Origin of the sequence: Desulfosporosinus acididurans (assembly GCF_001029285.1) — a bacterium.
In the GTDB taxonomy this organism is placed as follows: domain Bacteria; phylum Bacillota; class Desulfitobacteriia; order Desulfitobacteriales; family Desulfitobacteriaceae; genus Desulfosporosinus; species Desulfosporosinus acididurans.
This window is the reverse complement of record NZ_LDZY01000004.1, coordinates 181,382-203,861: the sequence shown is the minus strand read 5'-3', so window position 1 is coordinate 203,861 and position 22,480 is coordinate 181,382. Positions and strand designations below refer to the sequence as shown.

22 protein-coding genes and 1 riboswitch are annotated in these 22,480 nt (G+C 42.1%); of the genes, 4 read left to right on the top strand and 18 right to left on the bottom strand.

All coding sequences use genetic code 11. The features are described from left to right. Positions 1-44 precede the first annotated feature (44 nt). The 5 genes from DEAC_RS06595 to DEAC_RS06575 form a co-directional block, all read right to left on the bottom strand. Positions 45-764: a FadR/GntR family transcriptional regulator gene (locus DEAC_RS06595; RefSeq protein ID WP_047809232.1), complete on the bottom strand. Its 720-nt coding sequence runs from the start codon at positions 762-764 to the stop codon at positions 45-47. 216 nt (positions 765-980) lie between these two features. Then, entirely contained in the window at positions 981-2,276 is a 1,296-nt protein-coding gene (locus DEAC_RS06590) for a (Fe-S)-binding protein (RefSeq protein WP_047809231.1), read from the bottom strand. A gap of 2 nt (positions 2,277-2,278) precedes the next feature. After that, positions 2,279-3,667: an FAD-binding oxidoreductase gene (locus DEAC_RS06585; protein WP_047809230.1), complete on the bottom strand. Its 1,389-nt coding sequence runs from the start codon at positions 3,665-3,667 to the stop codon at positions 2,279-2,281. A gap of 246 nt (positions 3,668-3,913) precedes the next feature. After that, positions 3,914-5,563, bottom strand: a complete 1,650-nt coding sequence (locus tag DEAC_RS06580) for an L-lactate permease (RefSeq protein WP_047809229.1) — start codon at positions 5,561-5,563, stop codon at positions 3,914-3,916. Positions 5,564-6,151: 588 nt separating this feature from the next. Next, positions 6,152-6,616: a hypothetical protein gene (locus tag DEAC_RS06575; RefSeq protein WP_047809228.1), complete on the bottom strand. Its 465-nt coding sequence runs from the start codon at positions 6,614-6,616 to the stop codon at positions 6,152-6,154. Positions 6,617-6,781: 165 nt separating this feature from the next. Here DEAC_RS06575 and DEAC_RS06570 point away from each other — a divergent pair, with 165 nt between their 5' ends. Then, complete coding sequence (locus DEAC_RS06570) at positions 6,782-7,294, top strand: hypothetical protein (RefSeq protein WP_047809227.1); 513 nt, start codon at positions 6,782-6,784, stop codon at positions 7,292-7,294. Here the strand turns inward: DEAC_RS06570 and DEAC_RS06565 are convergent. The 10 genes from DEAC_RS06565 to lepB all read right to left on the bottom strand — a co-directional run bounded on the left by DEAC_RS06565 (position 7,291) and on the right by lepB (position 14,761). Further along, on the bottom strand, positions 7,291-8,085 hold the full coding sequence (locus DEAC_RS06565) for a pseudouridine synthase (RefSeq protein WP_047809226.1): 795 nt from the start codon (positions 8,083-8,085) through the stop codon (positions 7,291-7,293). The two genes, DEAC_RS06570 and DEAC_RS06565, sit on opposite strands and share 4 nt — an antisense overlap. A gap of 72 nt (positions 8,086-8,157) precedes the next feature. Then, positions 8,158-9,570 carry an ArnT family glycosyltransferase gene (locus DEAC_RS06560; protein WP_047809225.1) on the bottom strand — a complete coding sequence of 471 codons (1,413 nt, stop codon included), beginning with the start codon at positions 9,568-9,570 and terminating at the stop codon, positions 8,158-8,160. Continuing rightward, positions 9,555-10,349, bottom strand: a complete 795-nt coding sequence (locus DEAC_RS06555) for a glycosyltransferase (RefSeq protein WP_047809224.1) — start codon at positions 10,347-10,349, stop codon at positions 9,555-9,557. Before DEAC_RS06555 ends, DEAC_RS06560 begins: the two co-directional genes overlap by 16 nt. 51 nt (positions 10,350-10,400) lie before the next feature. Continuing rightward, positions 10,401-10,937: a spore maturation protein gene (locus DEAC_RS06550; protein ID WP_047809223.1), complete on the bottom strand. Its 537-nt coding sequence runs from the start codon at positions 10,935-10,937 to the stop codon at positions 10,401-10,403. Next, positions 10,934-11,515 (bottom strand): nucleoside recognition domain-containing protein, encoded by a 582-nt coding sequence (locus DEAC_RS06545; RefSeq protein WP_047809222.1) that lies wholly within the window; start codon positions 11,513-11,515, stop codon positions 10,934-10,936. Before DEAC_RS06545 ends, DEAC_RS06550 begins: the two co-directional genes overlap by 4 nt. Positions 11,516-11,618: 103 nt before the next feature. Then, positions 11,619-12,056 carry a GerW family sporulation protein gene (gene ytfJ / locus DEAC_RS06540; protein ID WP_047809221.1) on the bottom strand — a complete coding sequence of 146 codons (438 nt, stop codon included), beginning with the start codon at positions 12,054-12,056 and terminating at the stop codon, positions 11,619-11,621. 4 nt (positions 12,057-12,060) lie between these two features. Beyond that, complete coding sequence (locus tag DEAC_RS06535; RefSeq protein ID WP_047809220.1) at positions 12,061-12,705, bottom strand: DUF2953 domain-containing protein; 645 nt, start codon at positions 12,703-12,705, stop codon at positions 12,061-12,063. A 109-nt stretch (positions 12,706-12,814) separates the two neighbouring features. After that, positions 12,815-13,465, bottom strand: a complete 651-nt coding sequence (locus DEAC_RS06530) for an HAD family hydrolase (RefSeq protein ID WP_047809219.1) — start codon at positions 13,463-13,465, stop codon at positions 12,815-12,817. Between the two features lie 155 nt (positions 13,466-13,620). After that, the gene (locus DEAC_RS06525) at positions 13,621-14,121 is read right to left on the bottom strand and encodes a DNA-deoxyinosine glycosylase (protein WP_242847088.1); all 501 of its coding nucleotides are present in this window, start codon (positions 14,119-14,121) and stop codon (positions 13,621-13,623) included. 103 nt (positions 14,122-14,224) lie between these two features. Then, complete coding sequence (gene lepB, locus DEAC_RS06520; RefSeq protein WP_083995946.1) at positions 14,225-14,761, bottom strand: signal peptidase I; 537 nt, start codon at positions 14,759-14,761, stop codon at positions 14,225-14,227. Positions 14,762-14,935: 174 nt separating this feature from the next. Between lepB and DEAC_RS06515 the strand changes: the two genes are divergently transcribed. From DEAC_RS06515 to DEAC_RS06505, 3 genes are all read left to right on the top strand, one after another. Continuing rightward, entirely contained in the window at positions 14,936-15,130 is a 195-nt protein-coding gene (locus DEAC_RS06515; RefSeq protein WP_047809217.1) for a YgaP family membrane protein, read from the top strand. Between the two features lie 63 nt (positions 15,131-15,193). Continuing rightward, a riboswitch (FMN riboswitch) is annotated at positions 15,194-15,343 on the top strand. A gap of 133 nt (positions 15,344-15,476) precedes the next feature. Next, a complete protein-coding gene (locus tag DEAC_RS06510) occupies positions 15,477-16,466 on the top strand; it encodes a DMT family transporter (protein ID WP_427846258.1) in 990 nt (329 codons plus the stop codon). 512 nt (positions 16,467-16,978) lie between these two features. Then, the gene (locus DEAC_RS06505; RefSeq protein ID WP_047809216.1) at positions 16,979-17,689 is read left to right on the top strand and encodes a C40 family peptidase; all 711 of its coding nucleotides are present in this window, start codon (positions 16,979-16,981) and stop codon (positions 17,687-17,689) included. Positions 17,690-17,867: 178 nt separating this feature from the next. Here the strand turns inward: DEAC_RS06505 and DEAC_RS06500 are convergent, their stop codons facing one another. The 3 genes from DEAC_RS06500 to polA form a co-directional block, all read right to left on the bottom strand. Then, complete coding sequence (locus tag DEAC_RS06500; protein ID WP_083995944.1) at positions 17,868-18,791, bottom strand: pentapeptide repeat-containing protein; 924 nt, start codon at positions 18,789-18,791, stop codon at positions 17,868-17,870. Positions 18,792-18,889: 98 nt separating this feature from the next. Further along, positions 18,890-19,711: a bifunctional DNA-formamidopyrimidine glycosylase/DNA-(apurinic or apyrimidinic site) lyase gene (gene mutM / locus DEAC_RS06495; protein ID WP_047809215.1), complete on the bottom strand. Its 822-nt coding sequence runs from the start codon at positions 19,709-19,711 to the stop codon at positions 18,890-18,892. Positions 19,712-19,713: 2 nt separating this feature from the next. Beyond that, entirely contained in the window at positions 19,714-22,347 is a 2,634-nt protein-coding gene (polA, locus tag DEAC_RS06490; protein WP_047809214.1) for a DNA polymerase I, read from the bottom strand. Between the last annotated feature and the right edge of the window lie 133 nt (positions 22,348-22,480).

Sequence of the window (22,480 nt, the reverse complement as noted above, 5' to 3'; positions counted from 1 at the left end):
AGTAAAAGAGGCGGGAAACACATCATCTAGTGTTTCCGCCTCTGTTATTTGTACTTACGAAGCAAATCTTTTGCCAATTCATTCTCCACACCAACTAAGTGATCCAGCATCAATTTCTGAGCTTGTTCAATATCGTGCAATCGTATCGCTTCGTAGATGGCAAAATGTTCATCATACAATCTCTGCGGCTTGTTTCTATCAGATGCAAGTATATCACGGCTGGTTTTTAAAGTTATGCGCATGGTATCTGAAATCGTGTTCATTAGACGTATCAAGATCTTATTGTGGGTAGCTTTAGCGATGCAATAATGAAAATTGTGGTCAGCTTCTTCTCCGGTTCGTTCTAATTGAAGATCAGTTCGCATAAGTTCCAGATGTTTGTGCATCTCGGCGATCTCATCCTCTTCTGCTCTCTCCGCCGCTAATCCGGCAGCTTGCACCTCAAGAACCTTTCGAGCTTCATAAAGTTCTAAATCCGAATCTTTTTCAATAAACAGCATCCATGCTAAAGGAGCTACTACGGAATCAACGTTAACCTGTCTGATATACATCCCTTCTCCGGAACGAACCTCGATAAGTCCCATTAATTCCAGGGCACTTACAGCTTCACGGATTGAGGATCGACTAACTTTAAATCGGTCAACTAACTCACGTTCCGATGGCAAACGATCGCCGGGTTTTAGATGACCATCGATGACAAGTTGACTAATTTGATCAACAATTTGCTCATAAATTTTTTGGGTTTTTATGGGTTTTAAAATCACCCTATTCACTCCTTGTTAACACTTTCTCCGCCAATAGCTGACAACTCACAATTTTATAGTCATATTCTATCATACTTTTTAGTTTAGCATGAGTATCGGCGAAAATCCAATATCTTCTATAATAAAAGAGGAAACACTAAGTCAATTAGTGTTTCCATTTAGTTTACCGTCCTCTAAATAATATCAAACCATAATAGTTTTAGTTAGTGGTTAAAATTACTTAGATCCTTTTTTACCGGCACGATACGATTCAGCCAGGATTTGAACCGTATGCATAACTTGTTCCTGAATACCTGCATTTTCGACCCCGCTCTGCAGCTGTAATCGACAAGCAGGGCAGCCGGTAGCTACAGTATTCGTTTGAGTTTGAGAAATATCGGCAATTTTACGATCCGAAATCTTAACCGAAAGATCCGGGTGAACCAGACTAAACGATCCAGCCATACCGCAGCAACGTCCAGGCTCTTTCATTTCAATCAATTCTACTCCGGGAATACTTTTAAGAATCTCTCGTGGTTCTTTATTAATACCTTGTCCACGATTTAAATGGCAGGGATCATGATAAGTCACTTTACGGTCAACGCGGCCTAAGCCTTCTTTCTTAAAGGGTACTTTGTGGATCAGAAACTCCGAAATGTCATAAGATTTTTCCGACCACTTCTTGGCCAAAGCGCTGAATTCCGGATCATTCTCCAAAAGCTCCATAAATACATGTTTCCAAGCTGTTCCTCCTGAAGAACAAGCAACAACTAAGGCATCTGCACCCAATCGTTCAAAAGCTCGTAAGTTTCGTCGTGCAAGCGCTCGGGCTGACACAGTGTCTCCATTTACTGATGCTGGTATCCCACAACAGCCTTGTCCTCGAGGAATAACAACTTCAATATTATTTTCTGTCAAAACTTCAACGACTGCTTTACCGATATCCGTGTAAAAATAGTTAATCATACATCCTGTAAAGAAAGCGACCCTCATTTTGGGATTTTTAACCTTGACAACTTCGGGCAGCTCAGAGCGCAAAGGACGTTTAGCGAGCATAGGGAATACTTTTTCTGTTCCTATGCCAATGTCAAAACGCATCCGGGCAAGGCGGTCACTTTTGTGAGGTAAATGTTTCAAAGCGACCCCTTGAAAAACGCTGCCTGTTTTCATGCCAAAATCAAAAAGGCGCTGCATTTTCAAGGCTGTAAAGGCGATCTTTTTCACAGGATGCAGTCCCTTTTTACGAACCGCTTCTGCCCTAGCCGCTAAAATAATTTTGTCAAAACGAACTCCACATGGACAATTTTGATTACAAGCCATGCATGTGGTACAAAGAGAAAAACGCTCAGCCATGCCTTCAGTCATTTCTGCCTCGCCTGAAAGAATAAATTCTGCCAGGCTTATTTTCCCTCGTGCAACTCCAACTTCCTGGCGCGTCTCCTTATAAATTGGGCAAACGGCCTGACAGTTACCACATTTCATGCATTTATGGAGTTCCTCGTTAATCGAATCCAAAGAATCATATACGGACACGATTAATCCCTCCTTACAATTTTGCCAGGGTTCAACATATAGTTAGGATCCAAGGCTTCTTTGAGCGCCTTCAAGGCTTCTACTCCCGCTTCACCAAATTCCAAACTCAAGAAGTCCATTTTGGCAACTCCGATTCCATGCTCACCCGAAAGAGTACCGCCCAGCGCAATAGCCCCATGGAAAATTTCGTCGACGGCGAGATGAACCCGCTTCATTTCGTCCTCATCACGTACATCCGTTAAAATCGTTGGGTGCAGGTTTCCATCTCCTGCGTGCCCAAAGGTTGCTATTTGAAGGTTATACTTATCAGCAACTTTACGGACTATTTTAAGCATTTCAGGAATCTTACTCCGCGGAACAGTAGCGTCCTCGAGAACAGTCGTCGGGCGTTTCTGTGCCAGAGCAGGAAGGGCACTGCGGCGTGCAAGCCAGAGAAGGTCACGTTCCTGATCGTTTTTAGCCACTTTAACTTCAACGGCGCCTTCTTCTTTTAATATACGTTCCACTAATACGGACTCACGTTCCACAACTTCTTTGTAACCATCCACCTCACATAAGAGTACGGCTTCAGCAGTCAGAGGAAGTCCGGCATGAACGAAATGCTCTACAGTTTGAATGGTCACGTTATCCATGATTTCCAGGGTCGCTGGAATGATCTTATTGCGAATAATTGCTGCTATGGCATTGCCTGCCTTATCAAGGTTATCAAAAACACCTAAAACGCTTTTTCTTGTCTCGGGAGCCGGAATCAATTTGACGATCATTTCAGTAATAATTCCCAAAGTTCCCTCTGCACCGGTGAAAAGAGCCACTAAATCATAGCCCGTAACATTCTTGACAGTTTTTCCGCCCCAGCGAATGACCTTTCCATTGGCCAGAACAATCGTTAACCCCATGATATAATGCTTGGTAACACCATATTTAAGGCCTCGTAATCCTCCGGAACATTCGGACACCGATCCGCCCATAGTGGCTGTAGTGACGGTTCCCGGATCAGGGGGATAAATCAGGCCATGTTTGGCTGCTTCGTCATTTAAGGTCTGTATAATAACACCCGGTTGCACGGTAGCTGTTAAATTATCCTGATCAAATTCAAGAATCTTATTCAAGTTGAGCATTGAAAGAACAATGCCCCCCTGAATGGGAACAGTTCCCCCGCTAAGGTTAGTTCCTGACCCCCGGGGGTAAATTGGAACTTGATGACGCTGAGCAATTTTCACGACCTCTGCAACCTGTTCTGTAGATATGGGCGAAACTACAACATCCGGCTTTTGATGTTTCAAAGCCGCAGTTGCATCGTAGGCATAGGTCAGTAAATCTTCCTGTTCTGTAAGAACATTTTCTCGACCGAGCACTTGCACAAGTTCTTCGACAACTTCACGAGCTAACATTTTTTTGTTTCCCCCTTTTAATGTCTGATTGTCAGACCACACAAAAGCTAAATATAAAAAAATCTTCATATCTTTGATATATATAATAATAATCTAACTGTATTGAAATTTCAATATGAGAATTTTAGATAAATAAGTTGACAAATTTATATAGTAACATTGTTAGGAAACTTGCTTATTGCCGGCATTAAAAAGTGGGAAAGGGTTAACTTTACCCCTTCCCACGTTCTGTTAAATTAATAACACTTAGTGTAAGACAGGCATCATACCAGGCAAGAAGTAAGCCTGAATATAAGTCATACACATAATAATTACCAACATGAACACCGAGTGTTTAATTGTAAAGCGGAAGAGATCTGATTCTCGTCCAACCAAATCGGTAGCTGCGGCAGCAACGGCGATGGATTGCGGAGAGATCATTTTTCCTACGACACCACCAGAGCTGTTGGCAGCAACGGTAAGGATAGGATTGATTCCCACTTGAGTAGCAGTAACACGCTGCAATTGTCCGAAAAGAGCATTGGCTGATGTATCGGATCCAGTTAAGAAAACGCCGAGCCATCCTAAGATTGGAGCGAAGAACGGGAAAGCATGTCCAGTAAGAGAGAAGAATAAGCCAAGAGTGTAAGAAAGTCCGGAATAGTTAGCAATATAAGCGAAACCAAGTACCGAACCAATGGTGATAATTGGATAGATAAGGCTCTTAATAGTAGTTCCGGCAACCTTACTAGCTCGGGCAGGACTGATTTTGAGAATGATCATGGTGATGATAGAAGCGAATAAAATGACTGTTCCAGTTGCCAGGAAGAAATCCCATTTATAATTGGCACCATAAATAGTCGGCTTATTGACAATCGGTGCAGCTTTATAAACTAAGCCATCGAGACCAGGCCAATGAGGAATCATGATAAACCATTTAAGCTGCTTCGTAACAAAATCTTTGAAAGGATTAGAACCCCAGATTCCAACCATAACTGTAAGGACAATGAATGGAGACCAAGCCTTTAAAACCTGACCACCGGTGTATTTTTTGTGTTGCTCGATTTTGGCATTCTTTTCGTTCGGGAAGCGCCAAATATTCTTGGGTTTCCAGAATTTCAGCAGGGTAGCCGTACAGATTAGAGAGAAGATTGAGGCAATAATATCAGGAAGCATAGCTCCGAGATAGTTAGAGGACCACCATTGCGCAACGGCAAAGGTAATACCGGAAACGGCAATTCCAGGGAGTACTTCTTTAGCGCCTTTCCAACCAGCCATGAGAATGATCAAATAAAGAGGAACAAACACGGAGAGAAATGGTAATTGTCGCCCAATTGCGGCTGCGATGATATTTTGATCAAATCCTGAAGCAGCTTGAGCTGCAATGATAGGAGAACCAATTCCTCCAAAAGCAACCGGGGCAGTATTAGCAACTAAGCAAATGCCTGCAGCATAAACTGGTTCAAAACCCAATCCCACCAAGATGGAAGCGGTAATAGCCACTGGAGTACCAAATCCTGCAGCCCCTTCGAGGAAGGCGCCGAAAGAAAATGCAATCAAAAGAGCTTGAAGACGACGGTCATCAGATAAAGAGGCGATTGAACTTTTAATAATATCGAACTGACCTGCTTCAACTGTCAAGTTATATAGAAAAACTGCGGCTACAATAATCCAGGCGATCGGGAACCATCCATTGATTACACCGAGTATACTTGCTGAAATAGCAAGGCCAACTGGCATTTTGTAAACGAGAATAACATCAATAATCGTAAATAAGAGCGTAGTAGTACCTGCAATATGCCCTTTCATTCGCTTAATAGCAAGAGCCCAAAATAGATAAAAAATAGGCAGAGAAACAGCAAGCGCAGTTAATGGAATGCTATTTCCAAGGGCAGCGTAATTCTGTGTCCATGGCATTTGTTTAATTCCACCTTTCATTTAATTATGTCTAGAGCGTTTCCAATTAAGAATTAACTTATACTACGTCACCCTCCTTCATAAGCTGAGATTATAGGAAATGGCTGACTGTTTGACTGTCAGACCATTAACCCGTTAATATACTACCTCTAAAGAACGAAAATTTCAATATGCTAATAAATTCTTTGTTTAACTTATTATCTAATTTTAATAGTTTTGGATGCCTATTCCGAATTTTTAGAATATATGATAAAAAAATATACAAGAGTTATATTCGGAAAAATACCCTTTCTCATATATCTTGTATCTTGTTTTATTATTTAAATTTACAGAGCTGAAAGTAAATATTAAAAAGGTTTTATTTAATATTTACTTTCAGAACTATTTCAATATTCAAAACTCTGTTTCATATCCAATATGTACATTCAAGAAATGTGTTATTCTTTACCTCCCCCTTAGAATAATATAATATTGAAAAAATTACAATATGTTGGGATCTTTGTGAATAAATTATTTAATAAATTATCTAATTATTTTTAATTTTTAATATTGTTTAAATTGTAAGACATTGTTTAAATCTAATAATCTTTAGCGCAAGTATTTTTGTTCTATAGCTTTAAGTTCCTGTTGAAAAGATTGACTTAAGCGAAATAACAAGCGCTCCATGTCCAAGCGATGCAAAGAAATACTTTCGGGACTTAAAAATTCAATCTTACGAAATTCCGGTTTGATTAATAATGGCAATAAATCATCGAGATCTTCTACCCTAAGCGTAAGAATAATAGGGGCAAATGCTGACTCTTGGGTTCTTCGTCCCGAACCTTCAGTAACTGTGTAGACATCTAGACTCAAATCAACATCCTCTATCATAATTCCCTGTAGTGGGACATTTCGTAAAACGGCAACTTGCTGTTCCCTCGTTGCTTCAGCTACTTGTTCTTTACTTTTGCTTCCGAAAAAAAAGCGTCCGCTGTGTGCCTCACCACGATAATCTAAACGAATCCTCACACGGACATGTTCCGTTAGAAGTTCCTCTCCGATCCGTATTTTCATCTCTGATCTCTCCGTTCTATCTAAAGCTACATTTTTTTAATCTTTTAAGCAAAATATTCTCCATAGGGATTATTTTCTCCTGCCTAATTTGCTATATGCTCACACTTTGTGGACATACTAAACTTATTATTAGGAAAAGGAAATGCTGTCAAAGGAGATTAGGATATGCGAAAAACTGTAGTTGCAATATTTAAAGGCCCTCAACAAACAAAAGAAGCAATTGAAGAGATCCAAGGAGAATCCTTAGCCAATAGTAAAATCTCTGTTGTTGTTCTAAGCGATTATCTGCATCAAGGAGAATTTAAAGAAGAAATTGCTAATGAACTTGCCTACTATCCGAGCGAAATTAATCTTGACAAATTTAATGCTTGGCTTGTTCAAGCTCCCCCTTTTAACGTTCCCAATCTTGGCGAGGTGGCAGCAGCCGGACCTATAGCCAACCTGTTGATGCATCAACCCCAGGGACGTGGATTGACAGAAGCCCTCTTAGTCTATGGTATCTCTGCAGAACGGGCTCGTCATTATGAGCACGAAGTTAGAACCGGACACTGGCTTGTCCTTATCACAACCAATCATGAAAAGCAGAATTCAGTCGCCAATGCTTTAGGAGCTTATGGAGGAAAAGACATTGAAAAATGGAATACCTCCATAGATCATCCTCTATATCCTATTGGTTAAGACAGCCCAACTAATAAGCGGAGCCTTTTTACTTCCTCAATGGTTAAAGATCGATAGTTTCCTGCTGAAAAATGCTCCCTATCCAGGGTTAAGGGTCCATAAGCTATACGCTCTAATTGAACTACAGGATAGCCGACAGATTCAAACATTCTCCGTACCTGCCTATTTTTCCCTTCATGAATCGTGACTTCGAGAATTTCAGGAAAATGTTGTTTATGATCCATCGGCTTGCCTTGTCTGAAACCGCTCCTGCTGATAACTTTAGCCGGAGCGGTTTTGCCGTCTTCAAGCTCAACCCCTTTTCTTAACTGTTCCAGAGCTTCCCGTTCCATCGGACCCTTAACCCAAACCCTATAGGTCTTATTTACTCCGTAGGAGGGATGCATTAGGCGATGAGCTAATTCTCCATCGTTTGTCATAATCAGCAAACCTGAAGTATCATAATCTAACCGACCCACTGGATAAACTCTAACTGGAACATTTTTCATTAAATCAACAACAGTTGCTCTTCCCCGAGGATCTCGAGCACTCGAAATTACTCCTGCCGGTTTATTAAGCAAATAATAATGCAGTTCCTCAGCCTTTTTAACGGGAACTCCATCCACAATAATCTCATCTTCGGCACAGACCTTAGTACCTAAAACAGCTACTGTAAAACCATTGACTTTCACTCGACCTTCTTGAATTAATTTTTCAACTTGGCGGCGCGAGGCAACTCCAGCTTGAGCCAACACTTTTTGCAGCCGTTCGCCTGATTCTGGTTTTTTTTCATGTTTGGATTTAACCTCCATGAAGCATCTCATTCCTTTTCACTATTATCCTCTTTAAATGCTTTTACCCAGTTTTAAAACCCTCAAGTTCACTTAGTCTTTCTTAAATTTTGGTTGTTTGAGAGCAAAAACCCCAGGTCCGATTTCAGGGTAAGCTTCTTCAACCTTTTTCCAAAAAAGTTCATGTTGTTGGGTTTTGGGAAGTCGAATAAAAAAATCTCCCGGAAATTGCGAGAGCACTCTGACCGGAGATTTCTCATCACTTATATCCAACACCTCGGAAAGGCGAAAACCCACACGATGGGCATAATAAAATGTCATAGGTTCCGGGTCGCTTAACACCAGAACACTAGAAGAAGGTGTGTGATCCTTTATCCACTCTGCCTGGGTCAAGTATTCCGGATCCCATTGATATTTGGGCTTTAAATATGAATAAGATCCTCGGTTGAGTACAATTAAGAGCAGAAGAACAAAAACGAGTTGGAACCTTTTACATCCTTCTAAGGCGTAAGCACCTAATAAAGCAGCCAGAGGCATAATAGGAACAAGATAATAATCCAAGGGAATACGAACACAGATTATGCCAAGATAAAGCAAGGCTATGATTAACCATGCCAAAAGGGCTATACGTCCATAAAATCGCTGAAAAAATAACCTTAACAAACCCATTCCCGAAAGAAAAAGAACGCTGTCTGTTAAACCAAGATGTAAATTTTTCAGAAGTGGTTTCCAATTCAAATGTTTAGAACCTGCAACTTGATTGGTTATTATTCCGGATACAAATTGGCTTGAGGAGCTGACATTCATATGTACCCATAAATAATATACCATAGGGAAACCAAGTGCAATCAAGCTATAGCTGATAAATTTCCTCCGATCCGCTTGCCTCCAAGGATAAAAACCGAACAGCAGAGCAACAGGAAACAACATCAACTGAGGCAGCTTGGCTAATATTGCCCCTGCCATCATAACTCCAATCATCCAGACTCCTTGTTTCTCAAGCGACTTCCTCCAACGAATAATAAGAGCCAAAGCCCAAATACTTAAAGCTTGAGCCATTGGCTCGGGCATTACCACCCTTCCGTAATAAATTGAAAGAGGCAATAAAGTATAAATCGCTGCCGCTAAAAAACCTGCTCTCTCGGAAATCAAATGTTTCCCCAAATCATATAATCCGTAAATTGCCAGCAAGGATAAAGCTACAGCCCAAAGCCGCCCCCAGATATCCGCCCAGCCAAATAATTTCCATGTCCACGATAATAAATAGGGGAATAAGGGGAATTCTAATTCAACATTTTGAGGTACTACACCGTCATAATTCAGCTGAGGTATCAGGACATTAGGGAAATTCGTCAGATGGCTGAGCATATGAACTGCGATACTGGCCGTATCAGCCTGCCGCCATCCTTGATTATCCAGTAAGGGATTTGTAATCCCCTTGAGGCGAAGGAGTAAAGCAACCCCTAGGATGGATCCCGACAAACACCACCTTACTCTTCGACCCATTCGACAAGACTCCACCTTTGCCGTTTAATCTGGTAGATTAACTGAACATAGCCCCAAATCGTAGCCCAAATTTTCATTTTGCTTGCACCTTGTTTTAATTCGTAATGAAGTTTTAGCGGAACTTCTGTCACACGATCTGCAAAGGGGGCTATTTTCAAGAGCAGTTCCACCATTCCGGAAAAATTACGGCTCTGAATTATGTTCGGTCCGTATTGCCTTGTTCCTTCTGCCAATAAGGAAAGCCGATATGCACGGTAACCACAGGAATAATCATGGACACCTCTGATTGGAAGGAAAAAATTCATAACTTTTCCTGCTCCCCAAGAAAGTAATTTTCTCAGCCAGGAAAGGCCATATTGCTCTCCGCCCTTAGTAAATCTTGAAGCGATGGCTAAGTCTGCACCGGACCGAATCGCCTCCAATAGCAAGGGAATGCGGTCAGCTGGTTGTGTGTTATCAGCATCCATCGTTATAACCAAGTCAGGAAAATCATCCGGAGCATTTATCAAGGAAAGCTGATGAGTTGTATTGTAGTTTAAAACGTATTGAAATCCACTGTTTAAAGCTGCTCCTAAGCCTTGATTTTGAACATGGTTAACTTGGTGCACCGTTGAATAAATCCGAGTATACCTCGCAATTACCTCCGGTGTCGTGTCAGTACTTCCATCATTAACTACGATAATTAAATGAGGAAGATCAGCACAGGTCTCTTCAATATTATCAAGCAGCACCGGAAGAGAACCGGCTTCGTTATAGGCTGGTAAAAGAATATAAAGCATACTAACAAATTCCTCCTTTCGGATATTGTTAGTATGCGCAAAAATTACTCATTAAAACGTTTTTGTAACAATCCAAATCGAAGCAATTAAGCCTATAAAATCGGCCAATAATCCCAATTTAAGAGCATAGCGATACTTTCGTATGCCTACCGATCCAAAATAGATCGTTAACACAAAAAATGTTGTGTCTGTGCTTCCTTGAAGGGTAGACGCTAAACGTCCTATATAAGAGTCAGGACCATATTGGTTTATCAGTTGAGTCGCTACTCCAAGGGCACCCGATCCGCTTAAAGGACGCATTATTGCTAAAGGAATAATTGCCGCGACGTTGGAATCCAATCCGAAATAAGCAAATATCGGCTGCAGCCAATGGGCCAGGATGTTCAAAGCTCCCGAATCAACAAAGATTCGAATTGATACCAACATGCCAATTAAAAACGGAAGTATGCGAACACCGGTATTAAACCCTTCCTCGGCTCCTGCCACAAAGGATTCATAAACAGGTACTTTACGTAAAAAGGCAATCACCGGGATAAACAAAAGAAGCAGCGGAATCGCCCAACGTGAAATTTCAGCAATTGCCTTCATTTGGCTGCCCTCCTACGTAAAAGATAATCCACAATAATAGCCGAGGTCATAGCACACCCCGTTGCAACAATAGTTGTTCCGATAATTTCTGTTGGATTAGCCGAATTAGCCTTCAGCCTTACCCCAATAATTGTCGCGGGTATTAGAGTTATACACGAGGTGTTTAGGGCGAGAAATGTTATCATCGCAGGACTTGCCGTTTCCGGCGTGGGATTTTCCTTTTGCAATTCCTGCATAGCTTTTAGTCCAAAAGGAGTCGCTGCATTTCCCAATCCCAAAATGTTGGCGCTTAAGTTCATAATTATGGCTCCAAGAGCCGGACTATCCGGTTTTAGGGTGGGGAATAAGAGGCGAACGACGGGCCCAAAAAGACGAGCGATTCCCTTTACAATTCCCGCTTCTTCGGCTAAACGCATCAACCCTAACCATAAACTCATTACTCCGATAAGTTCAATGGCTACCTCTACCCCTAATTCGGCAGCTTTCATAGCCGAAACTGTGACAATTTCTATCTGTCCATTAATTGCTGAAATCAAAATGCCAATGACTAACATAATCAGCCAGATGAGGTTAACCATAGCCCACCCCCCTTGAAAAAATCTATGAAAAGGGCGGACAAAAAAGAACGAGATCTTCTCGTTCTTTTATTGAATATTGCCTATGTATTTGGGCGGCTAGAACTTATTCTCTGGCCAGTATAATTTCATCTGAAGTCTTCTTCTTTTTGTGAAGCATTCCTGACAGTTTGTCTAAAAGATCTGGAACCGTATCTAAGATACGATCGATGACGACATTGCTGTCGACAGGCAGCAGGCGGATGGTTCCATTGCCAACGACTAAGAAACCGACGGGTTGTACGGATACTCCGGCACCTGCGCCGCCTCCAAAAGGAAGTTGGTTTGCCGAATCCCCTGAATTATTTCCGTTCTCTTTTTGCTGATCGGGCGGGGAAAATTCGCTGCCCCCTGCTGCAAAACCACACGCTACCCGTGATATTGGAATAATAACGGATCCATCATGGGTTTCTACCGGGTCACCAATAATGGTATTAACGTCAACAATTTGCTGGATACTTTCCATGGCTGTTTTCATCAATAATTCTATAGGATGATTACCCATGCTACTACCCCCTTCTAGCCCGCTTGAAACTACGCACAGCTTTAAATCCAACAAAAATAATATGACCGATTCTTAATTGGAATATGCATTGGATATCACATAAAAATCCTTCTTTTTTAAATTGTGGAACGACCACAAGTTCAGGATTCTTAGCCTCCACGATAACTTGTTTGTAGAGACGGGCCAGGGCAAATCCAAACAGGCTCCAAAAAGCTCCCGCAGCCATCGCTGTTTGAGCCGCATCCTTGAAGCCAATCTCAATTCGCCATTTAATAGTTTTGCAATGGATTCCGCCATAAAACTTGTTCTTTAGCCAAACTAATCGATGAACATAAATTTGCAGCTTAGGCCAAAGCCGATAGATCCATCCTCCGCGGAAATATCGAAAACGTACGCTTGATTTTGCTTTTCGCCTGCCGCCCTTTCCTTCAGCGACTTGATCTACTTCTAATTCCGGACCTTTTTCCCATTCCAATTGGAGTGTTGGAATTTGATATTGAGTATGCCAAATCCCATGTAATGCTCGAAAATCAATTTCCAGATGATCTTTTTCCTCCACTCGCCGATAGCGAAAATCAACCTCCGCTTTTATTGCTAAGCTTAAAAGAAAAAGAATCGTTAACGCGAGTAAAAAGGCTAAAACTCGCACAGTAACCCCTCCGAACCAAACACTATCGTCTAAATAATTCTCTAAATAACTAAGATGTCCGAAGGAAGGTCATATTATGCTAAAGATTCCTTCTCGTAACAATTATTTCCTATAAGAGCTCTAAAAATTCTAAGGGATGGTTAATTAAAGATTGGGCACCGTTTTGGCTTAACTCCTCTCTCCTGCGATAGCCCCAAAGAGCTCCCACCGCGTACATCTTGGCAGTAGCTGCCGTTTGCATATCAACGCCTGAATCTCCCAGATAAATAATCTCAGCCTGAGGGATATTTAATTGCTTGCTGATATAGAAAGCGCCTGTGGGATCAGGCTTCCTAGGAATATCTTCCCTAGGTCCCAAAACAACTTCAAACTTCCAATTCGCAAGAAGAGCTGACACAACTTTTTGAGTCAGTTCATCGACCTTATTAGACAGAACGCAAAGCTTGAGTTTACGTCTTGTCAATTCATCAAGCAGCTCAGGGATACCCTCATAAGGTCTTGTTTTTTCAAGGCATCTCTCGCGATATTCCTTCATCATCAGATCGAAACATTCTGTAATGAAGGTTTCTTCTCTGGATTGTTCAGGCAAAGCTCGACTAACCAGATTTCTGATCCCATTTCCAATAAAGTATTTATAATCTTCCAGGTTGTGCACTTTCATGTCTAAGGTTTTCAAAACCAGGTTCATTGAATCAGCAATATCCTCAAGGGAGTTAACTAAGGTCCCATCGAGATCAAAAATGACAGCTTTGTAGGTCATGATAGAATTGTCCTCCTTGTTTCATTGAATAATTTAAGCGAACTTATAATTATAGCGTATTTAATACTAACTATGGAATATCCAAGGTGCAATCATGATCTAGACCCTGAGTTAAAGAATAATGCTTAACAAATTGCCAAAATCATCATTGCCTACTAATTGTCTAAAAAACTACGGATAATCGACCACTGACAAATTTTTTCTTCCAGCTTTATAGTGTTGGCAGGACTAGTTGAAGGCAATTGCTTGAAGCTTACATTGGTGAAGTCAAATCCTACCTGTTTTCTAAATGTTGCGTAAGCCTTCGATCCATTAAACACCACCAGCTCCAGGTTTGTATAGGTATTGAATAGCTGATGGAAATCATTCGCTTTTTCACCCTTGATCTTGGAATCTAAACTTCCTTCTCTGTGACAGGTAGCAATAACATCCCACAAGGCAATTCTCTTACTCCTAATAAACTCGATTCTCCGGATATAATCAGACTCCAGAGACGCGGAAAAAATAGTATATATAATCCTCCAGAACTGATTCCGAGGATTGGCATAATATTGTTGTTCCCTTAGAGACTGTACACTGGGCATTGAACCGAGAACTAAAATGCGGGACGTATAATCAATTATCGGCAGAAATGATTGGAGAGACGTCTTTGTCAAATGATCCCCCATCTTTCTAACTAAAATTCAGGAAACCAATAAAGAAGAGAGTCCTTTCCATTTCCAGAAAGTCTCCCTTATCATAAATCTTTCTAATCACTTATTACTTAGCTATCGTTCCAAACCGCTGCAAGGGCCAATATCTTAAAACTGCTTTTCCTTCGACCTCTTTGGCGGGCAAAGCTCCCCAATAATGACTGTCGAGACTATGATTGCGATTATCGCCAAGTAAAAAATATGAATCTTTGGGAACAATTACAGGACCGTAATTATAATCAGGAGCTTCCATTTCGAAGGGTTCTGTCAAAGGCTGACCATTAAGATAGACCTTTCCGCCCGTAATTTGAACTTTATCTCCCGGCAAGCCAATAACTCGCTTGATCCAATAGTCGCCACTGGAATCCAAGTTCTTGGGAGGGTTAAAAACAATGATGTCGTCCCTTTGTATTCCAGTGAATTTATAAAACAACTTGTCTACAATCACTCTATCCTGTTCATGAATGGTAGGCATCATCGATGGCGTCGGTATTGTTGCCGCTTCCACCACATTACTTCGTAAACCCCACGATAATATAAAGGCAAATATCAGAATTTCTGCAGTTTCCATTATTGCCCTGGTTAAACTTCGCTTTTTCGCCAAAAAAAATTCCTCCTTTCAAAGATCTCCACCAAGTTAATTCGCTGTCTTTAAAAAATCCCCTCTAATTTTAATGTTGTTGTTTTAAGCCATATTATTGTTTCTTCTCATGCAGACTCTTTCTTAGATTGCATTAACTCTTCAAGATATTGGGCAAAATAATAAGGAGGTGATTGTATGAAATGTAATGTTGGGAAAACTGAGCAAATTGTTAGAATTATCATAGGAACAATTATTATACTTTTAGGTTTGGCCTTCAAAAGCTGGTGGGGGATTATCGGACTCCTGGGAATAGCAACAGGATTACTGCGATATTGTCCGGTAAGCGCTATTTTGGGAATCTCGACCTGTGAAGTCCGAGACAAGAATTAATGTTTTAATAAAATAAAGGCTACCCTAGAACTGTAAATTCTGTTATACTTTCATTAATTGAATTTGATCCTTCGGGGCAGGGTGAGATTCCCTACCGGCGGTGACGATTGCATGTGCAATTCAGCCCGCGACTCGATGCGTCTTTGACGATGCATCGACTGACTTGGTGAAATTCCAAGGCCGACGGTAAAGTCCGGACGAGAGAAGGTTAAAACTAGGTTTAGCCAAGCTGCTATCCTGGTTCCTCGTATATGCCTCGTGAAAAGAATTGTTTCTCGGGGTATTTTTCATGCACAATTTTCTCTTTGTGACATGTGAAGGTTCAATTCAAATACATGCAAAAGATATGGAGGGTTTGAATTTGATACAAAAAAAGCAATCATCTCCTTGGGCCATTTGGTGGATCGCCCTTGGAGCAGCCATGTGGGGACTTGACGGTGTCTTTATTGTTACATTGCTCCACTATGTGACGTCCTCTCAAATTGTCTGGATGGAACATTTATTATTGTTCCTCTTCGCTGCTCCGGTGCTTATTTGGAAACGTCAGGAACTGCGCCAATTAAAGCTCGCTGACTGGTTAGCCGTCATATTCATCAGCTGGGGCGGATCTGCTATAGCTTCGATCCTGTTTACTGCCGGATTTACTTACGGCAACCCGAATGTTGTTCTCATTCTGCAAAAACTGCAGCCTATTTTTGCCGTCCTGCTTGCCGCCTGGGTACTTAAGGAGCAACTGCGGAAAAACTATTGGAAATTATTTATTGCTGCACTCATCGGTGCCTACTTACTCACCTTTGGCCTGCACATTCCAACTACCGCTGCTAATACCTCACAGCTAATTGGGTCCTTATTTGCCATCGGTGCTGCCGCACTTTGGGGGGGATCTACAGTGATGGGTAAACATCTCGTTGGCAAATTGTCGTTTACTACTTTAACGGCACTTCGCTTCGCTGTTGCTCTGCCTTTGTTGACAGTAATTATCTTAGTCCAACATCCAAACTGGCTTATCATCGGTCAAGCCCTTAGTCTGGCACCTGTTTGGGCAAACCTTTTGTTTCAAACGCTCGTACCAAGCCTTGTAAGTTTACTTCTTTACTACCGTGGGTTAGATGGCGTCAAGGCCTCTCATGCCACCATCGCGGAACTTGCCTTTCCTGCAACTGGCTTACTTCTTAACTGGCTGATTTTACATCAGACTATTGATCTGGGACAATGGGTTGGTTTTGCCATAGTTTGGATAGCCGTGCTTCTGTTATCCCGGATGAGCCGCGAACCGGAAGCAATAGGACTAAACCTTGAATCATCTGCTCAGCAAGCAGATTTAGCAAGCAAATGAGAGTTGGGAATATATGAAGTGAAGATTGGCGATTACTGAGTCCGTTGCATAATGAAAATCTATCCTTTTTATAAACAAGACCCTGCATATAAGTGGAGGATTTAAGCCACTATTTATGCAGGGTTTTGTTAACTTCCTTTGCTTATCCAGTTTTTAAGACCCACACTTCTATAAGTGGTGGTAGGTCCTTCGATAACTTCAGGTGGGGTAGAGTCCTCCTTCGCCGCTAAGTATTCCTATTGGGAAAGGCAGCTCGGCAATAATGTCCACTGGACATTATTGTATCTGAAGCCCCGATGTTCAGCTTTAGCGTAAACGAGTTCACTAAGAGTTTATATTTATTATGCGAAACATGTTTATTAAAAATTTAATATGAAGGAAAAATACGGATATTAAACCAACAACCTTTACTTTTCACATGAGTTTTTAGATGCTAAGATTTAAACCATAACTTGTCCATGAACATTGCAGCGGAAAACCTAAAAAGTGATAAAATTCATTAGGAGGCAAAAATGCAGCAGAATTATTCATCTAAAAAATGGAGTCAAACACTTAAGCTTTTAGCAGCCAGTACATTTATCTTTACAAGCCTGGTAACTTTCACACCGACAGTTCAGGCAGCAACCCTTATGAGATTTGGCTCAACTGGTAATAATGTCGTAACCTTGCAAAAGGAATTAGTTAATTTGGGATATACTGTTGGCCCAATCGACGGAATTTTCGGTTCCAAAACATTTTCAGCTGTCGAGAATTTCCAACAAAATGATCATCTCCAAGTAGATGGAATCGTTGGCCCGCTGACTCAAAGCGCCTTAGATAAGGATCTAACTACCCAAGCTCCTGCCACAAATTCCTCTCAAATTGATGGGATCATTGCCAAAGCCAAAAGTCTGCTTGGAACACCGTATTTATGGGGAGGCACTACTTCTAGTGGTTTTGACTGTTCCGGTTTTACTCAATATGTTTTCGCTTCCCAGGGGATTAATCTGCCTCGTACCAGTCAGGATCAGGCAAAGGTCGGAACTTCAGTATCCTATGGAGACCTGAAACCTGGTGATTTAGTCTTTTTCTCCACAGCTGGAAACGGAACCATTGACCATGTAGGTATTTATCTCGGTAACTCACAATTCATTAGTGCTACAACTCACAAAGGTGTGGCCATTTACCCACTGACTTCATCCTATTGGCTAAACGCCTATAAAGGGGCTCAAAGGGTTTTATAATTTTACACAGAACAAAGTGAACTCATTCAGCTATAGCTGAACATCAGGGCTTCGGTGACGAAAGTGTCCTGTGGGCACTGGATAATATTCACAAAGGACCGGGTATCCGGTCCTTTTAAATTAGTAATTATAATCCAGAACAGATGCCGCCCTTTCAAGGATGATGGATCAGTCGTTTCTATCCTATGGTTCCAAGCTTATGATTCCAAGAAGCTGGGCGAAGCAGTGAGTATGGCAACAGGGTGCTGTTATCACCTTTGGCGGCGTTTATTTGTCCTTGTGTAAGAAAAATGCTCTTACTTAAATCAGCTCCTCTTATGTCTGTGTCACGAAAATCAGCACCGATAAAATCTGTACCGCTGAGGTCGGCTCCTCTCAGGTCTGCAGCAATAAGAAAAGCTCCCCTTAAATTAGCCCCTCTAAGATCAAACTTCCTTAAATCTTTGCCAATAAGATCAGCTCCCCGTGAAAATGTCTTTCGCCGCCCTGCATGAACTTTTTGCTCCAGGCAGGCATCAGTGCGTAGAAGTTCGCTGGCTTTTAGGAGCAATACATTGGCATCAGCTCGAAGGGCAGCAACGTCAAGTCCCAGAACTAAATCCGGTCTCAGCTGCGTCAAGGTCTCTATCTCTTCAAGCATAGTGCTGATTCCGCCATGAATAGGAAAGGCAGCCTTTAAAGTCAGCGCTTCAGTTAAATACCAAAGTAATTCATGAAGCTGCCGCATAATTAGAAATACCTCAAACATTTGTTTTGCCGATTCCGAGGCTGTTCGCCAATCCTTTCCGGCATAGCTGACCTGGGAAACCTTCTGACCGGCGCCAGAGCAGTCAAAAGCAAGACATCCTTTTAAGCCGCGTTCCTGAAGATCTTTATGAATGCGGCAACGAAAATCAGATTGCAGGTTAAGACAAGGCTGACCAGCCTTTTTGTCGATCGGAAAACCTTCTGAAGCCGAAAAATAGAGTGCAACACAGCACAAACCAAAGCAATTTTCACAGTCGGCTCGAAGTTTAGGGAGAATTATATCTGTAAATGTGGATGGATATTCCCGATTGAAAGATATTTTGTTAGTATTTTGGGGGCCAATTTGCTTTTCCATTGTGCATACCTCGTACTTACCTCAGATTTTCATCGATAACTTACCCACTAAAAACAGCCCTTCAAAACGGGCTGATTAGATGTTACCGCTGAGTAATGTTACTTCTGGCATTTTGGACAATAGACCGTTGTACGACCAGCCAAACGCAGGCGTTCTAAAGTTTTACCACAAATACGACAGGGCTTTCCCCCTCTGCCATAAACCTGGAGAGCCTGTTCAAACTGTCCCTTTTCTCCATTGGCATCTCGGTAATCTCTAAAAGAAGTCCCTCGGGCATCAATACCCGCTTGTAAGACGTCTTGTATTGACTTATGCAGCTGCTTGATTTCCTCTTCCGAAAGAGTATTGGCCTGCCGCTGCGGAGATATTCCCGCTCGAAATAAAGATTCATCTACATAAATGTTCCCTAATCCGGCAAGGACACACTGATCCAACAAGGCAGCCTTAAGGGCAACTCTTTTCTTGGCTAAATGATCCTTGAGCACGATTGGTGTAAATTCAGGTTCCAAGGGTTCCGGGCCAAGCTTACTTAGTGAGGACTCTTGGATACAGAGTGACGTTGGAATAGCTTGTATTCTGCCAAATTTTCGGACATCCGAAAAATGCACTTCGCCATGCTCCAAGGTAAAAACTACATGAGTATGCTTTTCCGGTTCTCTATGATCCGGATAATAATTTAGCCGCCCCGTCATACGCATATGGGCAATTAAGGTCATCTCCTCATCCAAGCGGATGAGGAGATATTTTCCCCGCCGGTCAAGACGTGTTATACGTCGTCCCAGGACTAGTTCTTTAAAACCTTTATCCTTCCAGCCGCAGACAGCGGAGGGCCAAATGAGAGATATGTCTTTTATCCTTGAATCTTTAATGTGTGCTGCTAAAGTTCGTCGAATAGTTTCAACTTCTGGTAATTCTGGCATGATTACTCCTTGTTATCATTAGGCTGATATGGTTTCATATCATACCAATTTGGTCCGACTTTGCAATCGACAGTCATGGGAACTGATAAAGGAAAAGCATTTTCCATAGTTTCTTTTAAAATCAGAGCTACCTTCTTCAAATCTTCCGGAGCAACTTGGAGCAGCAGTTCGTCATGGACCTGCAGGAGAACAGCAGCTCGATAGGGTTTTATTCCTTCTGCGACTTGAATCATCGCCAATTTCATAATATCTGCCGCTGTTCCCTGAACCGGCGTATTCATAGCAATCCTTTCTCCAAGCTGCCTTTGGACTCTGTTAGCATGATATAATTCGGGAATCCGGCGCAGGCGATTAAATAAAGTACGGACTTGTCCATCTTGTTTAGCTTGAGCGACTATACTTTCCAAATAGTATTTTACGCCGCTGTAACGTTTAAAATATTGTTCTATATAAAACTTAGACTCTTTGCGGGGAATTCCCAAATCCCTGGACAAGCCGAACTCGGTTAAACCATAAACGAGCCCAAAATTGACAGCCTTGGCGCTTCTGCGCATATCTGAGGTAACTGCTTCCAGGGAAACTCCAAAAACTTCGGCAGCAGTTCTCGTATGAACATCTTGACCTAAGGCAAAAGACTCGCAGAGCAGGGGATCTTGCGAATAGTGGGCCAAAATACGCAGTTCAATCTGAGAATAATCTGCCGAAAGAAGGAGATAGCCCGGTTCAGTTGCATGGAAGATTTTTCTTAACTGCCGCCCTTGTTCCAAGCGAATAGGGATGTTTTGCAAGTTCGGCTCCGTACTGGACAGTCGTCCCGTTGCCGTAACGGTCTGCTGAAAGGTCGTATGAATTCTGCCCTCTTTCTCTTGGGCAAGTAGCCCATTGACATAGGTTGACATAAGTTTATTCAGCTGGCGATAATCTAAAATTTTCTCGATAACCGGATGGGCCGAGCGAAGCTCTTCCAACGTCTCAGCATCTGTGGAATATCCCGTTTTAGTCTTTTTAGCGGCGACTAATCCGAGTTTTTCAAACAATATCGTTCCTAACTGTTTCGGAGAATTAATGTTAAAGGACGATTCGGCTAAATCATAGATGTCTTGTTCCAACTGTTTTAAGGTAATACTGATTCCTTCACCGAAATGTTTCAATTGCTCAATATCAATGCCAATCCCTTGACGCTCCATTTGAGCCAAGACCAGACTTAAAGGCTCTTCAATCGTATGCAGCAAATCTTCCAAGCCCAAATTTTCGATGTCCTTTTGATATTTCGGAGCAACTTGAGCCAGGGCTGCAGCCTCCTCTGCGATACTATCAAAAGCGTCTAGCATAGGAACATATTCTTTGACTAAATCCAGGGGAGTAAACTTCGTGCGGGACGCTTGAATCAAATAGGATGCTAAGCCAAGGTCAAAGGACACTCCCTTTAAGCACTTATTCTCGTTCCCAAGTAATAAGTCCACCGTTTTTGAATCAGCCAAAATCTTGGGAACTTGTTCATTTGCCAACAGCTCCAGCCATGCCTCAGAAACCTTTGAGGATACTTCTTCGCGGGACAGTTTAAAAGACTCCCCTGAAACAGCAACTCCCCACTCAAGCCAACGTCCTCCTTGCAGCCCAGTTCTCTCATAACGGCAAGTCAACGTAAGGGCGGTTTTTGAGTTTTGCCATTGTTTAATCTGAGTTAGCCAGCCTTCTTCAGAAAGTTCACGGACCGGCCAGGTCGCTAGAGACATTTCTGCAGTATCCTGCCTTGCCTCTTCATCCTTGGAATGACGTTCCTGCCATATACGTGTGACATTTCTTAGATCGTATTTATTTAACGCGGGAAGAACTTTATTGGCTTGAGGCCGCCGATAAATAAAGTCCTCCAAGGAAAATTCCAGAGGAATCTCCGTTAACATCGTTGCTAAGGTTTTACTTAATCTTGCTTGGTCTGCATATTCCTTTAAACTGCTTTGCAGTTTTTTCCCGGAGACCTTCTCAGCGTTCGCTAAAACGCCCTCGACTGTTTCATATTCCCAAAGCAATTTTAGGGCAGTTTTCTCCCCAACACCTGGAACACCGGGAATATTATCGGAAGTATCTCCCATCAAGCCTTTTAAATCAATAATTTGGTGAGGACGCAGCTGATAACGCTCCCATAAAGCATGCTCATCATAGCATTCAACCTCGCTGATTCCCTTCTTCGTTAAATAAATATGAGTCTTAGGCGAGATCAGTTGTAAAGCATCTCTATCACCGGTGTAGACCTGAATCTGCATCCCCTGCGCTTCAGCTTGCTTTGTCACGGCCGCGATGAGATCATCAGCTTCGTAGCCTGCAAGTTCCAGCATCGGCACGTCCAATTCGGCGAGAATTTCTTTGAGATAGTCAAATTGCGGACGCAAACCTTCCGGAGTAGCTTTTCTTTGGGCTTTATACCCTGCGTACTGCTCTATACGCACCGTTGCCTTGGTTTTATCGAAAGCCACCACCCAGTAGTCCGGATGTTGTTCTTGTTCTAGACGAAATAACATCGTCAGAAAACCCTGCAGCACATTGGTCGGGCGTCCATCGGATGTTGTTAGTAAAGGTAAAGCATAGAAAGCGCGATTCGCTAAGCTGTTTCCGTCTAATATCAGCATTTTCGGCATCGTGAAAACCCCTTTCTCTTCGCACTTTACTATATCATACCCACTTGTTTCTAACAAACACTACTACCCTTCCCGAAGTTCTCAACTTCCTGTTGATTTTTTTTGTTGTTTTTTGCTCTAGGATCAAGTGCAG

Bases quoted from the DNA above. Each gene is read 5' to 3' on its own strand.
- DEAC_RS06585 (WP_047809230.1), bottom strand. From the start codon at position 3,667: ATGTTAGCTCGTGAAGTTGTCGAAGAACTTGTGCAAGTGCTCGGTCGA.
- DEAC_RS06580 (WP_047809229.1), bottom strand. From the start codon at position 5,563: ATGCCATGGACACAGAATTACGCTGCCCTTGGAAATAGCATTCCATTA.
- DEAC_RS06575 (WP_047809228.1), bottom strand. From the start codon at position 6,616: ATGAAAATACGGATCGGAGAGGAACTTCTAACGGAACATGTCCGTGTG.
- DEAC_RS06570 (WP_047809227.1), top strand. From the start codon at position 6,782: ATGCGAAAAACTGTAGTTGCAATATTTAAAGGCCCTCAACAAACAAAA.
- DEAC_RS06565 (WP_047809226.1), bottom strand. From the start codon at position 8,085: ATGGAGGTTAAATCCAAACATGAAAAAAAACCAGAATCAGGCGAACGG.
- DEAC_RS06560 (WP_047809225.1), bottom strand. From the start codon at position 9,570: ATGGGTCGAAGAGTAAGGTGGTGTTTGTCGGGATCCATCCTAGGGGTT.
- DEAC_RS06555 (WP_047809224.1), bottom strand. From the start codon at position 10,349: ATGCTTTATATTCTTTTACCAGCCTATAACGAAGCCGGTTCTCTTCCG.
- DEAC_RS06550 (WP_047809223.1), bottom strand. From the start codon at position 10,937: ATGAAGGCAATTGCTGAAATTTCACGTTGGGCGATTCCGCTGCTTCTT.
- DEAC_RS06545 (WP_047809222.1), bottom strand. From the start codon at position 11,515: ATGGTTAACCTCATCTGGCTGATTATGTTAGTCATTGGCATTTTGATT.
- ytfJ (WP_047809221.1), bottom strand. From the start codon at position 12,056: ATGGGTAATCATCCTATAGAATTATTGATGAAAACAGCCATGGAAAGT.
- DEAC_RS06530 (WP_047809219.1), bottom strand. From the start codon at position 13,465: ATGACCTACAAAGCTGTCATTTTTGATCTCGATGGGACCTTAGTTAAC.
- DEAC_RS06515 (WP_047809217.1), top strand. From the start codon at position 14,936: ATGAAATGTAATGTTGGGAAAACTGAGCAAATTGTTAGAATTATCATA.
- DEAC_RS06510 (WP_427846258.1), top strand. From the start codon at position 15,477: ATGGAGGGTTTGAATTTGATACAAAAAAAGCAATCATCTCCTTGGGCC.
- DEAC_RS06505 (WP_047809216.1), top strand. From the start codon at position 16,979: ATGCAGCAGAATTATTCATCTAAAAAATGGAGTCAAACACTTAAGCTT.
- DEAC_RS06500 (WP_083995944.1), bottom strand. From the start codon at position 18,791: ATGGAAAAGCAAATTGGCCCCCAAAATACTAACAAAATATCTTTCAAT.
- mutM (WP_047809215.1), bottom strand. From the start codon at position 19,711: ATGCCAGAATTACCAGAAGTTGAAACTATTCGACGAACTTTAGCAGCA.
- polA (WP_047809214.1), bottom strand. From the start codon at position 22,347: ATGCCGAAAATGCTGATATTAGACGGAAACAGCTTAGCGAATCGCGCT.